The sequence below is a fragment of the Chryseobacterium sp. WLY505 genome (assembly GCF_030846215.1).
Taxonomy (GTDB): Bacteria; Bacteroidota; Bacteroidia; order Flavobacteriales; family Weeksellaceae; genus Chryseobacterium.
Genome location: NZ_JAVCWI010000017.1, coordinates 22,730 through 39,343 on the forward strand (window position 1 = coordinate 22,730; position 16,614 = coordinate 39,343).

Sequence of the window (16,614 nt, forward strand, 5' to 3'; positions counted from 1 at the left end):
TTTTTAATAAAAATAGAATTAAATCGAAAAACCAAACAATTGTTTAATTTTGGAATGGTTTTTGGAATTAAGATAGTATCAATTAAAAAAATTATTAAAAGATGAAATTTTCTAAAACTTTAATCACAGGATTAGTATTAATGGCTGGAGTAAATGCTTTCGCACAAAAGAAAGCAGAGAAGTTTGAAAAACTACAGATTGAAATGTTCCCGAAAGCAAAAGAAGGCTATAAACAAGTATATATTCAGCTTCCCGTAGCAAAAAACGAAAACGACTTAAAAGTTGAGCTTTTTGTAGGTGCTGAAAAGATGTTAGACTGTAATAACTATTTCTTAATGGGAGAAATGAAAACCCAGGATCTTCAGGGATGGGGATACAACTATTATGAAGTAGAATCTAAAGGGGAAACCGCAGGAACACTGATGGGTTGTCTGGATAAAAAACAGACTAAAAAGTTTGTGACCTTAAAACCTGAAATTGTAAGATATAACAGTAAACTTCCATTGGTATTTTACGTACCGAAAGACATTGAAGTCCGTTACAGAATTTTACGTCCCGATGCTGCGATGAAAAAAGCAGTTCAAAGATAAATCAGCTTATTATAATGATAAAGAAAACTCCTCACAGCAATGTGGGGAGTTTTCGTTTTTTTCAGGATAAAATAATTCGTCATGTCTTTGCTAAGTGAAACGCCTTTACGAACGAATTTAAAGCTATCAACAATGCTTTTGCGAACACTGCGTTGTACTTTAGGCTTCGGCTCAAGCCAATTGACGTTTCACCTTTTCCAAACGGACTAAAGTCCGTTCCTATTGAATATGATCTCTCGCAGATTTTGCTGATTGAGCAGATTATTCATTCCCCAAGCCTATCCAGAACGTTTGTCATTCCGTAGGAATCCAGCCTCCAAAATTTACAATATAAAGAGAATAAGTCCAATTGTATTCAATAGAAATGGGCTTTAGCCCATTTAATTAAAATATTTAAATTCCTTATGGCTTTAGCCTAAACTTACACTCAGTTTGACAAAGAGCAGATTATATATTATCAAAATTTTTCCACTCCGTTTGTCGCTCCACGGGAATCATCTTCCAATATTCAAACTTAGTTTTTCAAATAAAACATAGCTTTATCCTCTTTATTTTCTAAGAAATATGCGGTGGAAAATTGTATGAAAAAAGTAGAGTTAATTATTTTTTTAAACTTTTTTAAGTTTTAATTAACATTTAAACACTTCGGGCAAAACTTTATTTTGCAGGGCTTTAAACTTAAACGTATTTTAAACTTACTTTAAATTCACTACCTTGTTGAATTATCTTTAAGGATTTTAACAATTTTTGCATTATATTTGTTATAAACATAAACCATGAAAAACAATTTATTGATTTTTACGTTTAGTTTTTTTGCTTTCCCCGCTTTTGGCTGGGCACAGTCTGCACCGGATTTTAAAGAACTTCTGGATAGTGCTATGGTTCGGGATTCGAACCTCAAAATGCAGATTACCCAAAACAAACTTACTGATCTTGACGAACACAAACTGAAGGATATCTTTCTTCCAACTCTGGAACTAAGTGGTAAAGCCGGCTATCTCAACGGAACAGCAAGACTGACGTCACCAGAATTCAATCTCGCTCCCTTTATCAATATTCCTGAAGGGACTTTCAACAATAATTTCAATGTATCCGGATTTTCAGGTATTGCCAAAGCAGATGCCAAAATGCTTCTGTATTCAGGAGGAAAGGTGAAGTACATGAAAAAGGCGGTGGAAGAAAAGAAAAAGTCTGAAGATATCCTTCTGGAAAAATCAAAAGATGAGGTGATTGCCACTATTTCTAAAGCGTATGATCAATTAGCCTTAATTCATCAGTCTAAAAAAGTACTGGATGAAAGTAAAAAAAGACTGGATATCAACAGAAAAACTGCGGACAAAGCGCTTGGTTATGGTTTGATAACGCCTTATGATCATAAGAAAATTGAGCTGGCGCAGGCTACTTTGGATGCTAAAATGGTAGAATATGAAGGGAAAAAAGAACTGCTTCTTACCCAGCTTTATATTTTAACAGGGATTCAAAGAGAAAGGCTCAGAATGATAGATCCTGTCTTATCTCCCGTAGAGTTGCTGGCTGCAGAAAAAGGGATTGAACAGAGAGCAGAAATTCGTGCACTGGAACATGGAATCAGTGCGGCAGACTATAAAATAAAAGCAGAAAGAACGTGGATGATTCCTAAAGTACAGCTGATGGCTTCTGCCTATTATATCGGATTGTACGGAAACAGGATAAAGTCCTCAGAAAATATTATTCCCGCAGTTCCAATCCTTGGATATGAAGGGAAAAAGCTGGACTGGAGACCCAATAATATCAACGTATTTCCATTGATTACAGCTGGTGTAGGCTTTAAATGGGAAATTTTCGACGGTAAAGAAGGAAAACACGCAGAAGAAACTGCCAAAGTTGGGAAAGAAGTTCTACAGAACCAGAAAGAAGATGCTCTGAAAAAACTGACCTTGAATCTGGCCAATAATCAAACCAATTATGATATTGCTTCCGCGCAGATCACCTTGAAAGCCAAAGAAAAAGAGCTGGCAAAAAATGCACTCGTACAGGCAGAAAAAGAATTCAGGTACGGAATGAGCAAATCTTCACAGCTTATTGATGCCGAAAATGATCTTGAAGTTGCGGAACTCGAATATCAGAATGCCATTTTCAACCAGAGAAGAGCGGGAATAGAACTGATGAGATCTACCCAGGAGCTGGATATCACCAAATTTTATTTAATCCCTTAAAAATTTACATGATGCATAAAAATATATCTATACTCTTCGCTGCTCTGTTTTTCTTAGGGAGCTGTGACAAAAAAAATGAAAAAATCAAAGAACCTGAAGGGAAAACCAAAAAGGATGTCATCTCTTTTGCACCTAAAGTTACCGGAAGGATTCTTAAAATATATGTTTCTGAAGGTCAGACGGTGAAAAAAGGAGATACGCTGGCCCAGCTTGATGTCCCAGAAGTTTCAGCGAAAATAGCACAGGCACAAGGTGCAGTAAGCGCTGCTTCAGCTCAGGAGCAAATGGCCAAAAACGGAGCAACACCCGATCAGTTGAAACAGCTTCAGGCCAAATATAAAGGATTGAAAGAACAATATGAATTTGCCCAGAAATCTTACAAAAGAGCGAATAATATGTTCCGCGACAGTTTAATGTCCCCACAGGCGCATGACGAAATCTATGCAAAATTACAAGGCGCAAAAGCTCAGTATGATGCTGTAGTGGCGGAATTGGATGATGTAAATAGAGGAACCCGTTTCGAAAAAATAGAAATGGCGGCAGGGCAGGCTTCACAAGCCAAAGGAGCTTTGCAGGAAGCTAACGTAGCCTACTCCGAAAGATATATCATTGCTACCAACGATATGGAAATTGAAACCATCAGCTTAAATACGGGAGAATTGGCAACTGCTGGCTTTGCATTGTTTAACGGGTATATCCCGGAAAGTACGTATTTCAGATTTACCATTCCGGAAAGTGCCATTTCAAAATATAAAAAAGGGCAGGAGGTCACTATGCAGGTAGTCTATAACAAAGAAAATCTGACAGGAAATATCGTATACATTAAGCAGTTGACAAAGTATGCTGATATCACCACTGCTTATCCTGATTACCAGTTACAGGATGCGATCTATGAGATCAAAGTAAAACCCAAAGACATGAATAAGGCTAAAAGTATTTTAGTCAATGCCAATGTAATCCTGAAATAAATTGAAAAGAACTGATGAAGTTTCCTGAATTTCATTTCGTTCTCCACTTATAAAAATATACAGATGAAAGAATTTTTCCGTCTTTTAAAACGAGAGTTCAAACTTTTTATCGGCAATTCTACCTTAAGGACGGTGTTCTTTTTGGCACCGGTTTTCTATGCCACCTTGCTTGGGTTTGTCTACAAAAGCGGAAAAGTTGAAAATACTCCTGTTTTGGTTGTAGATAGAGACAATACACCTTTATCCAACCAACTGACGGAAATGCTGGATGATAATAAAAGCATCAAAATTATCAGATATCTGCAGGAACCTCTCAGTATTAAAGATGAGGTGATCAGGCATGAGGCAGCTGCTGTCGTTATTATTCCCTCAAGATTTGAAGGAGATATGCTGCAGAAAAAATATCCTGAACTGAATGTGTATATCAATACGGGGAACGTTTTAACAGCAAACTTCGCCTCGAAAGCGCTTCAGCTGACCATAGGAACATTTTCTGCGGGAGCTTCCATCAAAGCTCTTCAGAAAGCAGGAATGCCCGCTGTAAAAGCTGCAACACAATACGAACCTTTCAAAGCCAATTATATAACCCTTTTCAATACTACCGGAAACTATCTGATCTTTATGTGGCCTGCAATGCTGGCAGTAGTGTTACAGCAGGTTATTTTATTAGCAATGGCAGTGAGTTTTGCCGCTGAATTCGAAAGAGGATCTTTTGTGAAAGAATATCTTAAAATGAAAAGATGGGCTTTCCCAACCATGTTGATAAAAGTCATTCCAATCTGGGTGTTTTCTGTTCTCATTGTAGGTATTTACTACTTTATGCATATGATTTTTCATGTTCCGATGCCGGAAGGAATATTCAATTTTATATTGCTGACAGCCGTATTTGTTGGATCGGTTTCATTTTTAGGCGTATTCATCAGTATTCTGATTCCGGATGCTTTGAAAGCTACGCAAATCCTGATGGTTATTGCTTCGCCGGCTTTCATTATCAGTGGTTTTACATGGCCTTTGAATGCAATGCCCGCTTTCGTACAGTTTATCGCGAATATTATTCCGTTAACTCCCTTTTTACAGGCTTTTAAAATCTTATTGATTCAAAAAGGTTCGGTAGAACTTACCTTCCCATATCTGAAACATTTAAGCATTCTTTTAGTAATATATGCTATTATTGGCTGGATTGCTTTAAAGATCAAACTATGGTTTATTTTCAAAAAATCTGCACCACAGGAAATTACAATTGAGGACACTTCTCGGGAAGAGATAGAGTAGTTTTTGGTTAATTTGTTGTTGGTTTTTAAGTTAGATGTTGATAGGATGCTGGTTTGCTGGTTGCTTTTGGTAGTATATGGCCTGACTGATGATAAGTTTCTATGCCCGACGAATTAAAACAAGAGCAGGAAAAAAATACATAAAAAATAACCCGAAAAATAGCCAAAAAAATTTCGAACTCTAATCCCGTACCCCGTAACTCGTATCTCATAACAAGCACTTCTCAATTTTTTCAACCGACTATAAAATCAAACAAAAAAACTGATATATTTGTTTATAGTAAAATAGAAATTATATGGAAAATGTATTTGATGCAAAAGATGCTCAAAACTATATAGATAGGATCAACAGATTGGTAGAAGATACTCACGGTTTGTGGGGGAAAATGACCGTAGACCAGATGCTGGCACACTGCTGTATTACCTATGAAATGATCTATGAACCGGAAAAACACAAAAAACCGGGAGCCATTGCAAAATTTATATTAAAAACTTTCGTAAAACCTAAAGTAGTGGGAGAAAAAGCATATCCAAGAGATTCTCCTACCGCTCCGCAGTTTTTGATTACCACGAGAAAGAATTTTCACGAAGAAAAAACAAGACTGATCGGGTTTATTCAAAAGACACAGCAGTTGGGGGCAGATGCGTTCGATGGTAAAGAATCTTTTTCTTTCGGAAAACTGAATTCCCAGGAGTGGAATAATATGTTTGCCAAACATCTGAACCATCATCTTGCACAATTTGGTGTTTAAACAATCACACAATATGAAAAAACTTTTATTACTTTTTACGCTGGCCGCCAATTTTGTATTGGGCCAGATGCCGGATATTTCAAATACATGGCTGAATAACAGTAAACCTTATATAGGAACCATTGGAAACAAAGGCCAGGAACTGAAACTGAAGATCAATATTTCTGAACAGAATAAAAAGAATGATCAGGAATATTTCGTTTCAGGATATTCTCTGGTGGATACCAATTACACGAAATTTGAAGGTAAAATTACCATTTCAAAATATAAAGATTCCAAAAAACAGGGAACAGTATACGGAGAATATGAGCTGGCAGAAGAGAATAAAGGAAAACATTCCGGACTTTTTAAAGGGAAGTTTATCTATCACTTTAAATGGAACAGAAAAACAGAGAATATTGAAGAGCAGCATATTGAACTTACTGGTGATTGGAAGAGCTATGATGGAAGTATAGCACTTAAAACCGAATTAAAAAACCAATAGTCATGCTCAGAAGAATATTGGCGGTATTGGCCGGTCTTATTGCCGGATCCATTTGTATTACCGCAGTAGAAAAAATAGGGCATACGCTGTATCCGCCTCCGGCAGAAGCTGCAGCAGGAGATATGGAGGCTTTGAAAACGTATGTGGAGCAAGCCCCTTTTATGGCTCTGTTTTTTATCATTCTGGCTTACGCGCTGGCAGCGGTTGTCTCAGGATTTACCGCTTCAAAAATTTCCAATAACGGAAAAAATTCAGCTGCAGTGATTTGTGGAATTATTTTCCTGTTAATGACCATTTACATGATGGCGTCTTTACCTTCTCCAATCTGGTTCTGGATTTTAGGAATTCTCGTTTGGGGGCTGGTTTTCTTGGGACATAAACTCGCATTAAAAAAATAAATAACTATGAAATTAGGAGCTTTTTCAATTAGCTTAAGCGTAAAAGATCTTCAGAAATCCAAAGACTTTTACGAGAAACTTGGGTTCACCACTATGGCGGGAACGGAAGCACAAAATTATCTGATCATGAAAAACGGTTCTACTTTGATAGGCCTTTTTCAAGCAATGTTTGATGGAAATATGCTTACCTTCAATCCTGGATGGGATGAAAATGCACAGAACCTTGATTCTTTTGATGATGTGCGTGAAATTCAGAAGAGATTAAAAGAAAATGGAGTGGAAATCGGAAAAGAAGCTGATGAAACCACCTCCGGTCCTGAGCATATCTATCTGAAAGACCCCGATGGAAATATGATACTTATAGATCAACACAGATAATAATTAAAAACACATTGATGATGAGAACATTGAAAAGAATTATTTTACTTTTAGCCCCACTACTAATCATTTTGTTGGTTTGGGCTGCTTTTATTCCGGGTGACTGTCAATATGAAAAGTCGATTTCGATTAATGTACCGGCAGAAAGAGTATGGCAGAATACCAATACCCTCAAAGCAATGGATCAATGGAGTCCATGGAATGATCTTGATCCGGGTATGAAAAAAGAATGGACGGGAACTACCGGCCAGCACGGAGAAAAAGTTTGCTGGGACAGTAATAATAAACAGGTAGGAAAAGGCTGTCAGGAATTGGAAAAAGTGGATGAAGCAGGTAAAAGAATAGACACGGCAATCAGATTTCTTACGCCTTATGAAAGTGAGGCAAATGCTTATGTAATAGTAGTTCCTGAAGGAAATGGAAGCAAGGCAACGTGGGGATTCACCTCACAGATTCCTTATCCGTTTACTTTGATGAAGTTGTTTGTGAATATGGAGAAAGCTATTGGAACAGATTATCAGAAAGGGCTTTCAAGATTAAAAGTATTATCTGAAAAACCTCAATAAAAAACAAACTCAACTTAAAAAAACAAAACAATTATGGCAACAGTAAACGTTTACCTTACGTTCAACGGAAACTGCAGAGAAGCATTCGATTTTTATAAATCTGTTTTCGGAGGAGAATATCCTTATGTCGGCACATTTGGAGAAATGCCTCCAATGGAAGGAAAAGAAATGCCTGAAGAAGACAAAAACAAAATCATGCATGTTGCACTTCCAATTTCTAAAGAAACGATTTTGATGGGAAGCGATACAGGAGGAGAGTGGTCTTCCAACTTCAAAGCAGGAAACAACTTCTCTATTTCTGTGAACGCTGAATCTAAAGAAGAAGCAGACAAATTATTTAGTGGTCTTTCTGCGGGCGGGCAAGTAACAATGCCTATGGCAGATACTTTCTGGGGAGCCTATTTCGGAATGTTTAGTGATAAATTCGGAATCAACTGGATGGTAAATTATGATGATCCTGCTAAAATGCAGCAACACCCATAAGATTTATATCTGAATTCAAAATACTCAAAAAACCGACAGTTACCTGTCGGTTTTTTGAGTATTTATAGAATTTTTATTTCTTCTTAATGATTTTGTAGCTTCCTGACTCTGTTGTGATGAGGTAGATACCATCAGGAAACTCACTTATATCAAACTTACTTTTATCTTTTTCAGCTGCTGCAGATTTCATAATTTTTCCAGATTGGTCATATAACAAAACTTTTTCATTTTTCTTCAGGTCATCCATATAGAAGATGCCGGTAGTTGGATTCGGATAAATATTCGCTTTGCCTTTGAGGTCATTTTCTGAAGTTCCCAATGTAGAAATTTTTGTCCATGTAAATGCATCCAGGCACATATAGACATAGCCACCGGTGGATTGCAGCTGAAGCTCATCAATGGTAGTATTGCTGTTATTCTGATTATTTAAAGTAGCCAGATCAATCAGGGTGAACCCGTTGTTGATACCTGTTGTTCCCATTGTTGCATTGAATGTCGTATTAAAACCTGATGTTTTTGTGGTGGTAAACTTTGTGACTCCTGCTAATTTTCCTGTAATGATCAGTGTTCCTGATGAGGTAGACTGATTGAGAGCAGTATTACTCAGGAAGACCCAAAACTTGGATACAGTGAACATAGAACTGCTTTTAACACTAAAAGACGGAGAATTGATATTGGTTGTTCCTGTGTTGTCAATATAGACGTTATCATTAGCTGTTCCGTTCCAGCCGGTGTTTGGATAATTGCCCTGAATTCTGAAAGTTCCGGCCTGTGATACGATATTGAAGGTATATCCATTGCTGGTAAAGCTTGTGCTTCCGCCTGATGAAGTTTCAAAAGTTACAGTGGTTGTCTGTGCATTAAATGCTGCAATATTGCTTAATAAAGCAATGACTACAAAAAAGGTAATTTTTTTCATGATACAGATTTTTTTATGATTACAGAAGATCATAAGCTTCCCGTACTGTTGATATGCTCATGAGGTTTTCCTGTAAAGGATACCACAAAGTAACCGAGAAATACAAAGTGACAACAGCGTATTAAAAACCGAATTGAAAAACAGGTAGAAATACGCAATTTTGGTGGTTTTTATTATTATAATTTTGAAAAATGAATATTATGTTAATTAAAATGGAATTATTTCACAGTATGGTTAGTTTTTTTTCATAACTTGTAATGTGTAGCTGAAGTAACTTATTCTAAACCTATTATATAATTTAAAACGAGAAAAACTATGGAATTACCTAAACATGCAGTCTTATTAGATGATGCTAAAAAATGGATCAGCAATTGGCAGAATACAAAAATTATCGATGGAACATCTATCCGGGCTCACCTTATCCCGGCAAAGGATGTTCATGATATTTTTATTGACGACAAAGGATTTGCGAGATATCGGGGTTATAATGCCATTACCGATGAAGGCGAATTTAAATTTCTTCTGGTAGGAGTAGATGCAGATAACAATGATATTGTAAACTATGATAATGGAGATTACGTCTATGATATGACCACCCCTTGTCCAAGCGTATGTTCTGCTGCAAAATGGTGGAATCTGTAAACTAGAGATCATTGGATCACTGGATTGAAATATTGTCGTTAATAGGAAAAGGCATTCTGCTGATTAATCTGGCAGTATACTGTATAGGCTTTTCCGGAGGAGGAAAAGCCTATACATTCTTCATCAGCTACCTGGCCTGGATATTACTATGTGAAATTGTTTTCTATGTATTGAATTCACAGAAGATTAATAATCTGTTTTTCTCACATTATTATCTGATAGGCCAGTTTTTGTTACTGGGGTTATTCTTCCATGAAATTGTAACGGAACAATACCAGAAAAAAACAGCACGTACACTTTTAATTATCATTCCTGTAGTTCTTGTTATACAGTATATCATATACCCCGAAAAGTATTATGTTTTTAATCTTTTTGAAATTTTTGTCACATCTTATTCAATCATAATTCTGGCATTATTTCATTTATATAATATACTGGATACCCAAAAGAAATACAATTATATAAGCCTGGGACTTTTACTTTATCTGATAAGCAGTACTGTAATATTTTTGTCCGGAAACCTCTATACGGTGATGAACAGAAAACTGCATAAAGAGATATGGGTTTTCAATGTTGTTATGTTTATTGTGTATCAGATTTTTATTCTGATAGACTATCTGTCTTCCCGCAAAAAAAATGTGTAATTACTGTTATGATATTACAAAATGAATGAGAATACAATTATTTCCACTATCGTTTATACCTTTCTGGCATTTACCTTACTGGCCGTCACCCTGATTATATTTTATTATTTTTCCAATAAGAAAATAACTAGAAATATTATTCAGAAAAAAGAGCTCGAGGTCAGATACGAGAAAGATCTTACCCATGCCATTATCAGTGCTCAGGAAAAAGAAAGGCTGAGAATTGCCCAGGATCTGCATGACGATATCAGCTCAAAACTCAGTGTGGTTTCTTTAAATATCCATCTCCTGGATTTTGATAATCTGACAAGAGAAGAATACAACGATCTGAAAAATAAAATCATACATCTGGTTAATAAAACAGCAGAAAGTGCCAGACAGATCTCGCATGATCTCCTTCCTCCGATTTTAGAAAAATTTGGACTTCATGCTGCCATAGATGCATTGTGCTCAGAAATAAACCTGTCCAAAACTCTGCAGGTTACTTATTCCAACAGTTTATACTTTGCAAAAGCAGAAGAAGAAAAAAATTTGCATATCTTTAGAATACTTCAGGAGCTCATTAACAATTCCATAAAACACGGGGAAAGTACGCATATTGATATAGAATTTTTGGGAAAAGACGGAAAAAATACCTGTCTCTACAAAGATGATGGTAAGGGATTTAATCTTAATGAAAATACGTTGAAAGAGGGATTGGGCTTAAGAAATATCAGAAGCCGGGTCGAACTGATCAATGGAACACTGAAAATTGAAAGTGAAAACAATAAAGGAATCGCTGTAGAATTTACATTTTAAATCATGATAAGATGGAAAAGGACATAATTCGTGTAATAACCGTAGACGATGAAGCACTCTTTCGTCAGGGAATTTCATTGTTGATACAGAGAGAAAAAGATATTGAACTGGTAAGTGATTTCAGCAACGGGAAAGAGCTTCTGGATGAGCTTGTAACCCTTGAAGAACTGCCTGATATAATCCTGATGGATCTTAATATGCCTGAAATTAACGGAGTAGAGGCAACCAAACAAATCCACATCAAATATCCTCAGATCAGGATTATTGCATTAACGAGTTATAATACAAAAGCATTCATTGTCAATATGATACAGTCAGGAGCCTGTTCCTTTCTTAAAAAAAACTCAAGTCCTGCTGAATTGCTCACGGCAATCCGTGAAGTACACAGTAAAGGTTTCTTTTATAATAACGAAGTAATGGAAGCTTTACATCAAAACCTTACAGAACCTAAGAAAAAGATTTCCAGTATTTTTGATGCCAATCATATTTCCAAAAGAGAAAAAGAAGTATTGGAACTCATCTGCAAACAATACAACACTTCTGAGATTGCAGATCAGCTTTTTATAAGCTCCAGAACCGTTGAAGGTCACCGCAACAGCCTTCTGCTGAAAACAGGAGCCAAAAATACTGCCGGTTTAGTGGTATATGCCATAGAAAGTAAAATTGCAGATATGAATTATTTAAAAGACAGGTTCGAATAATTCATCCAGCTGTTTTCATTAAAAATTTTCTGATTAAATTAGCCTTTGTTTTGATAAGCAGAACCCAATGGTTGGTTTATGAAAAACAATAATTTATAGTTAAAAACAGAAAATACAAAAGAATGAAATTTACAATTGAAAACATCAAAGCAGAGCACCAGAAAGTAAAAAGCGGAGCCGATTTCCCTCAATATATCCAGGCTATAAAAGCATTAGGTGTCTCTCACTACAAAGCATACGTTTCAGACGGAAATACAGAATACTTTAATAATGAAAATCAATCTGTGCAGACCGGAACAAAATATGATCCTCTTGTTGTTTCCGATACTTTAAATCTTGAAAATTTTAAAATAAGACTGAAGCTTCATCAACAGGGAGGAACAGATTACATGACTTTCTGTAAAGACTGTGCCGAAAACGGAATCAATGGCTGGACAATGGATCTTCATGCAATGACCTGTACTTATTTTGACCAGAATGAAACAGATGTTCTTACCGAACAGGTTCCAGGATAATCTTTTACAGAAAAACGGATGCAGACCATTGCATCCGTACTTCTTTACAGTAACTTACAAAATATTTTTTGCTATTATTGATTTAAAATATTAATTTTGTTTAAAACGATAGATAATAGTAATTGATAAACATGAGAAAGGTTTTTACGAAGTTGGCGTTCACAGTATTAGGTTTGGGATCCATTTTGACATTTGCTCAAAAAAACGATCTGGGAGCATGGTACATGTATTTTGGAAATAATAAGATCAGCAAGAAACTGAACTGGCACAATGAAATTCAGTACCGTAATTTTGATGCGGTTGGAGACCTGGAACAGTTACTGATCCGTACGGGGATCGGATATGATCTTACAGAGAACAATAACAATGTTTTATTGGGCTACGGTTTCATTCTCAGCCAACCTTACGTAAACGGTGAAAAAAAAGAAAATATTGAGCACCGGATTTTCCAGCAGTATATTACCAAACAGAAATTCGGACGTTTCTATCTTCAGCACCGTTACCGTCTGGAAGAGCGTTTCCTTCAGGATGATTTCAGAATGAGATTCCGCTACATGCTCGGACTGAATATTCCGATTACCCAAAAAGAAATGCTGCCGAAAACCCTTTACGCATCTGTTTACAATGAAATTTTTCTGCATTTTGACAATCCGGTTTTCGACAGAAACAGAGTGTATGGGGCCTTAGGATATGTCATCAACAAAAACATGAGGATTGAAGCTGGTTATATGAATCAGATTCAGGAGAACAGAAACCGCGGACAGATTCAGATTGGTTTTTATAATAATATCCCATTCACTAAAAACTAATAAAACGGTTACTGAATGCTGTGAGGAAAACCATTATTTGAAAATAGATTATATTAAACACTATAAAATAAACACTTATGCATTCAGGAAAAAGATTCGGAGCCCGGGAGTTCATTATCTGGACCAGAAGAAGTATTTACGCTCTGGTCGTACTATCAGCCATTCCTACAGTCCTCTACTTTTTAGGCTGGAAGTTTCTTTCTGTTCCTTGGCAGCCGATTGCCATCATGGGAACAGCAGTTGCCTTTATCGTTGGATTTAAAAACAATGCCAGCTATAGCAGACTCTGGGAAGCAAGACAGATCTACGGAGCAATTATCAATGACAGCCGCAGCTTTGGGTATATTCTGAGAGATGCACTGCTTTCCAAAGATCCGGGTAAAGTAAAAGAAATGTTTCTTCGTCATTATGCATGGCTTACTGCATTGAGATTTCAGCTTCGTGAACCGCGAGCATGGGAAAACATGGGAACAGATCAGTTTGATGAATATGCTAAAAAATATGATATTCCGGAGAGACAGTCCAAACTGGATGAAGAATTAAAACAATACCTTTCCGAATCTGAACTTCAGTATATTCTAAGCAAAAAGAACAGAGCAACACAATTGATGGCCAGCCAGAGTAAAGCCTTATCGGAAGCGTATGAAAAAGGAGAAATTAATGATTTTCAATGGACACAAATCAATCAGCAGCTGATAAAGTTTACTGACGATCAGGGAAAAGCCGAAAGAATTAAAAACTTTCCCTATCCAAGAAACTTCTCTTCCATCACCACATATCTTTTGCTGCTCTTTATTGTTTTTGTGCCTTTCGGATTATTGAAAGAGTTCGACAAATTAGGGGAAGGAACAATGGTGGAAGGCTGGACATTATGGTTTAATATTCCGTTTTCTTTACTGGTTACGTGGTGCTTTCATACATTGGACAGCGTAGGGGAAGCTTCGGTAAACCCTTTTGAAGGAAGTCCCAATGATGTTCCTATCACTCAGATCAGCCGTACCATTGAAATTGATATGAGAGATATGCTGGATGAATCTGATCTTCCCCCAGCAATTACTCCAAAGAATAATATTGTGCTTTAGATTGGCCTTTTATGATTTTAGATATTGATTAATGACAGACTTCGAATATATCTAAACCTGATAGGTTTCTGAAAACCTATCAGGTTTGGGAAATTAGCTTTGGACATCAAATCCAAATAAAAATATTTAACACTTAAAAAAACTTATTTAAAAATGATTCACAGCTATGTTATAATATCCATTGCAGTACTGCTGTCTGTGATGATATTGGTAATGATCGGCCAGAAATTAAAAGTTGCTTATCCTATTTTCCTTGTTATTGCAGGGTTACTGATAAGCTTCGTGCCGGGAATGCCGCGTATTGAAATAGAACCTGACCTTGTCTTTCTTATTTTCCTTCCGCCTATTTTGTTTGAGGCCGCATGGTTTACTTCATGGCAGGATTTTCATAAATGGAGAAAACAGATTTTTTCAATGGCCTTCGGATTGGTGTTTTTAACATCCATAGTCGTTGCTTATCTTTCATCTTCCATTATTCCGGGGCTTACTGTAGCTATGGGCTTCTTGCTGGGAGGAGTGAATTCTCCGCCGGATGCAGTAGCTGCGACTTCGGTACTCAAACATATGAAAATCCCTAAAAAGATCACCAATATTCTGGAAGGCGAGAGTTTGATCAACGATGCATCCAGTTTAATTGTCTTTAAATTTGCTTTGGCAGCTGTTATTTCAGGGCAGTTTATCTGGAGAGATGCCGTTCAGGATTTCTTTACCATGGCCATCGGTGGAATTGCCGTAGGAGTAGCGGTTGGGTTTCTGTTTGGAGCTTTATTAAAGGTTATTCCAACCAATTCCAATATCGATACCATCATTACCCTTATCGTTCCTTACATTATGTATGTGGGAGCAGAACATTTTCATTTTTCCGGAGTATTGGCAGTGGTTGCCGGAGGTTTGCTGATGTCTTATAACTCACATTGTTATTTAAGTCATACCTCCAGAATTCAGTCCGGGAATGTGTGGAGTGTTTTGATATTCCTGATGAATACCATCATCTTTATCCTGATTGGTCTTGAGCTTCCGATTGTAGTGGAAGGAATGAAAGAATATACCATTTCAGAAGGCATTTTTTACAGTGTGGTGATTGGCGGAGCGATTATCGGAACAAGAATTTTGTATAGTTATGCATTAATGTATTTCCCAAGAGTCTGTTCTAAAGAATTAAGGCTAAAAGTTCCCAAACCTGATTGGAGAGAGCCTTTTATCATCAGTTTTGCAGCAATGAGAGGAGTGGTTTCACTGGCTGCCGCCTTGTCAATTCCTGCTTTTTTACCTAATGGAGAGGCATTTCCGCATAGGAATATTATTTTATTTGTCACATTCGTTATCATATTGATTACCCTGGTAGGGCAAGGCTTATTGTTGAGCCCAATCTTGAAATTATTGAATATTCAGGATGCCGGAAGTGAATTGCCGGAAGAAAAACAGGAGGTAATCCTTATGCGCAAACTGAAGGAAACAGCTTTACACAAACTCGATAATGACTTTTCGGAATTAGCCGTAACCAACAGTCTGGTACGTCATCAAAAGCACAAATTAGAAAATGAAATGATGCTGATGGCAGACAAAGCCCAATGTATGGCTTCCACAGGGGATTATGTAACCGCTATCAATGAAAATAAAGATGTCTTGCGGCAGATCATTCAGGCACAGAGAAACGAATTGCACAGAATGAAAAGAGAAAAGATATTTGATGATCACGTGATGAGAACCATTGAAATGCAGCTGGATTTTGATGAAGCCAAGATCACAGGTTTTTCACATGGGTAATTAAAAAATAAACCACAAAAGTCACAAAAGGATAAAAGTTAAAATAAACTTGCAGAAATAAAAAGTTCACAAAAGGAAAATTCTGAAATTGTAAAGGCTTATGTGTACTTCTCATGAGTAGAAATTTAAACTTAAATAATTTAGTAGATAAAAACTTTTGTGACTTTTGTGGTTAAATATTATGGATAAAATTGTGTACATTTAGACATATTAAATCCATAATATGAGTACACCCATCACAGTTCAGTACACCATCAATGCTCCGGTTGAAAAAGTCTGGAAAGCATTAACCGATAAAAATGAAATGAAATCCTGGTATTTTGATATCCAGGATTTTGTATTGGAAGAAGGGCAGGTATTTAATTTCTTTGAACCCGGAGGAGCCAACAAATACCATCATCATGGTGAGATTTTAGAAATAATCCCGAATGAGAAATTAAAGCACACATGGTCTTATCCTGATTTTTCAACACTGAAAACCATTGTAACCTGGGAACTGCTTCCGGAAGACGGTCAAACTTTAGTAAAGCTGATCCATGAAGATATTGAAAACTTTAAAGACTTAGGAGAAGGCTTTTCAAGAGAGAGTTTTGTAAAGGGCTGGAATACGATTTTGGGACAAAGCTTAAAAGAATTTCTAGAAAAATAAATC

Annotated in this window: 20 protein-coding genes; 19 read left to right on the top strand and 1 reads right to left on the bottom strand. The window is 36.6% G+C overall.

The features are described from left to right. The first annotated feature begins 101 nt into the window (after positions 1-101). From eco to RAH34_RS21640, 10 genes are all read left to right on the top strand, one after another. A complete protein-coding gene (eco, locus tag RAH34_RS21595; RefSeq protein WP_306597500.1) occupies positions 102-590 on the top strand; it encodes a serine protease inhibitor ecotin in 489 nt (162 codons plus the stop codon). Positions 591-1,366: 776 nt separating this feature from the next. Then, on the top strand, positions 1,367-2,785 hold the full coding sequence (locus RAH34_RS21600) for a TolC family protein (protein WP_306597501.1): 1,419 nt from the start codon (positions 1,367-1,369) through the stop codon (positions 2,783-2,785). Positions 2,786-2,796: 11 nt separating this feature from the next. Beyond that, positions 2,797-3,753 (top strand): HlyD family secretion protein, encoded by a 957-nt coding sequence (locus RAH34_RS21605; RefSeq protein ID WP_034699607.1) that lies wholly within the window; start codon positions 2,797-2,799, stop codon positions 3,751-3,753. Positions 3,754-3,816: 63 nt separating this feature from the next. Further along, positions 3,817-5,025: an ABC transporter permease gene (locus tag RAH34_RS21610; protein WP_306597502.1), complete on the top strand. Its 1,209-nt coding sequence runs from the start codon at positions 3,817-3,819 to the stop codon at positions 5,023-5,025. A 295-nt stretch (positions 5,026-5,320) separates the two neighbouring features. Beyond that, positions 5,321-5,776 (top strand): DUF1569 domain-containing protein, encoded by a 456-nt coding sequence (locus RAH34_RS21615; protein ID WP_034699611.1) that lies wholly within the window; start codon positions 5,321-5,323, stop codon positions 5,774-5,776. 13 nt (positions 5,777-5,789) lie between these two features. Further along, a complete protein-coding gene (locus tag RAH34_RS21620; protein ID WP_306597503.1) occupies positions 5,790-6,260 on the top strand; it encodes a hypothetical protein in 471 nt (156 codons plus the stop codon). Positions 6,261-6,262: 2 nt separating this feature from the next. After that, positions 6,263-6,658: a hypothetical protein gene (locus tag RAH34_RS21625; protein ID WP_306597504.1), complete on the top strand. Its 396-nt coding sequence runs from the start codon at positions 6,263-6,265 to the stop codon at positions 6,656-6,658. Between the two features lie 6 nt (positions 6,659-6,664). Continuing rightward, positions 6,665-7,036 carry a VOC family protein gene (locus RAH34_RS21630; RefSeq protein WP_114822461.1) on the top strand — a complete coding sequence of 124 codons (372 nt, stop codon included), beginning with the start codon at positions 6,665-6,667 and terminating at the stop codon, positions 7,034-7,036. A 17-nt stretch (positions 7,037-7,053) separates the two neighbouring features. Continuing rightward, complete coding sequence (locus RAH34_RS21635) at positions 7,054-7,602, top strand: SRPBCC family protein (protein ID WP_306597505.1); 549 nt, start codon at positions 7,054-7,056, stop codon at positions 7,600-7,602. Positions 7,603-7,635: 33 nt separating this feature from the next. Then, complete coding sequence (locus tag RAH34_RS21640; protein ID WP_114822462.1) at positions 7,636-8,085, top strand: VOC family protein; 450 nt, start codon at positions 7,636-7,638, stop codon at positions 8,083-8,085. Between the two features lie 73 nt (positions 8,086-8,158). Here the strand turns inward: RAH34_RS21640 and RAH34_RS21645 are convergent, their stop codons facing one another. Next, positions 8,159-9,004: a T9SS type A sorting domain-containing protein gene (locus RAH34_RS21645; RefSeq protein ID WP_306597506.1), complete on the bottom strand. Its 846-nt coding sequence runs from the start codon at positions 9,002-9,004 to the stop codon at positions 8,159-8,161. Between the two features lie 315 nt (positions 9,005-9,319). Here RAH34_RS21645 and RAH34_RS21650 point away from each other — a divergent pair, with 315 nt between their 5' ends. The 9 genes from RAH34_RS21650 (at position 9,320) to RAH34_RS21690 (ending at position 16,611) form a co-directional block, all read left to right on the top strand. After that, positions 9,320-9,646, top strand: a complete 327-nt coding sequence (locus RAH34_RS21650; protein WP_306597507.1) for a hypothetical protein — start codon at positions 9,320-9,322, stop codon at positions 9,644-9,646. Between the two features lie 11 nt (positions 9,647-9,657). Continuing rightward, entirely contained in the window at positions 9,658-10,290 is a 633-nt protein-coding gene (locus RAH34_RS21655; RefSeq protein WP_114822465.1) for a hypothetical protein, read from the top strand. A gap of 21 nt (positions 10,291-10,311) precedes the next feature. Beyond that, on the top strand, positions 10,312-11,088 hold the full coding sequence (locus RAH34_RS21660) for a sensor histidine kinase (protein WP_114822466.1): 777 nt from the start codon (positions 10,312-10,314) through the stop codon (positions 11,086-11,088). A gap of 11 nt (positions 11,089-11,099) precedes the next feature. Then, positions 11,100-11,789, top strand: a complete 690-nt coding sequence (locus RAH34_RS21665; protein ID WP_114822467.1) for a response regulator transcription factor — start codon at positions 11,100-11,102, stop codon at positions 11,787-11,789. A gap of 122 nt (positions 11,790-11,911) precedes the next feature. After that, positions 11,912-12,304, top strand: a complete 393-nt coding sequence (locus RAH34_RS21670) for a DUF1398 domain-containing protein (RefSeq protein ID WP_114822468.1) — start codon at positions 11,912-11,914, stop codon at positions 12,302-12,304. 131 nt (positions 12,305-12,435) lie between these two features. Then, complete coding sequence (locus RAH34_RS21675; RefSeq protein WP_114822469.1) at positions 12,436-13,113, top strand: DUF2490 domain-containing protein; 678 nt, start codon at positions 12,436-12,438, stop codon at positions 13,111-13,113. Positions 13,114-13,190: 77 nt separating this feature from the next. Then, entirely contained in the window at positions 13,191-14,195 is a 1,005-nt protein-coding gene (locus RAH34_RS21680) for a bestrophin family protein (RefSeq protein ID WP_306597508.1), read from the top strand. Positions 14,196-14,348: 153 nt separating this feature from the next. Further along, a complete protein-coding gene (locus RAH34_RS21685; protein ID WP_114822471.1) occupies positions 14,349-15,962 on the top strand; it encodes a Na+/H+ antiporter in 1,614 nt (537 codons plus the stop codon). Between the two features lie 223 nt (positions 15,963-16,185). After that, on the top strand, positions 16,186-16,611 hold the full coding sequence (locus RAH34_RS21690; RefSeq protein ID WP_114822472.1) for an SRPBCC domain-containing protein: 426 nt from the start codon (positions 16,186-16,188) through the stop codon (positions 16,609-16,611). Positions 16,612-16,614 lie beyond the last annotated feature (3 nt).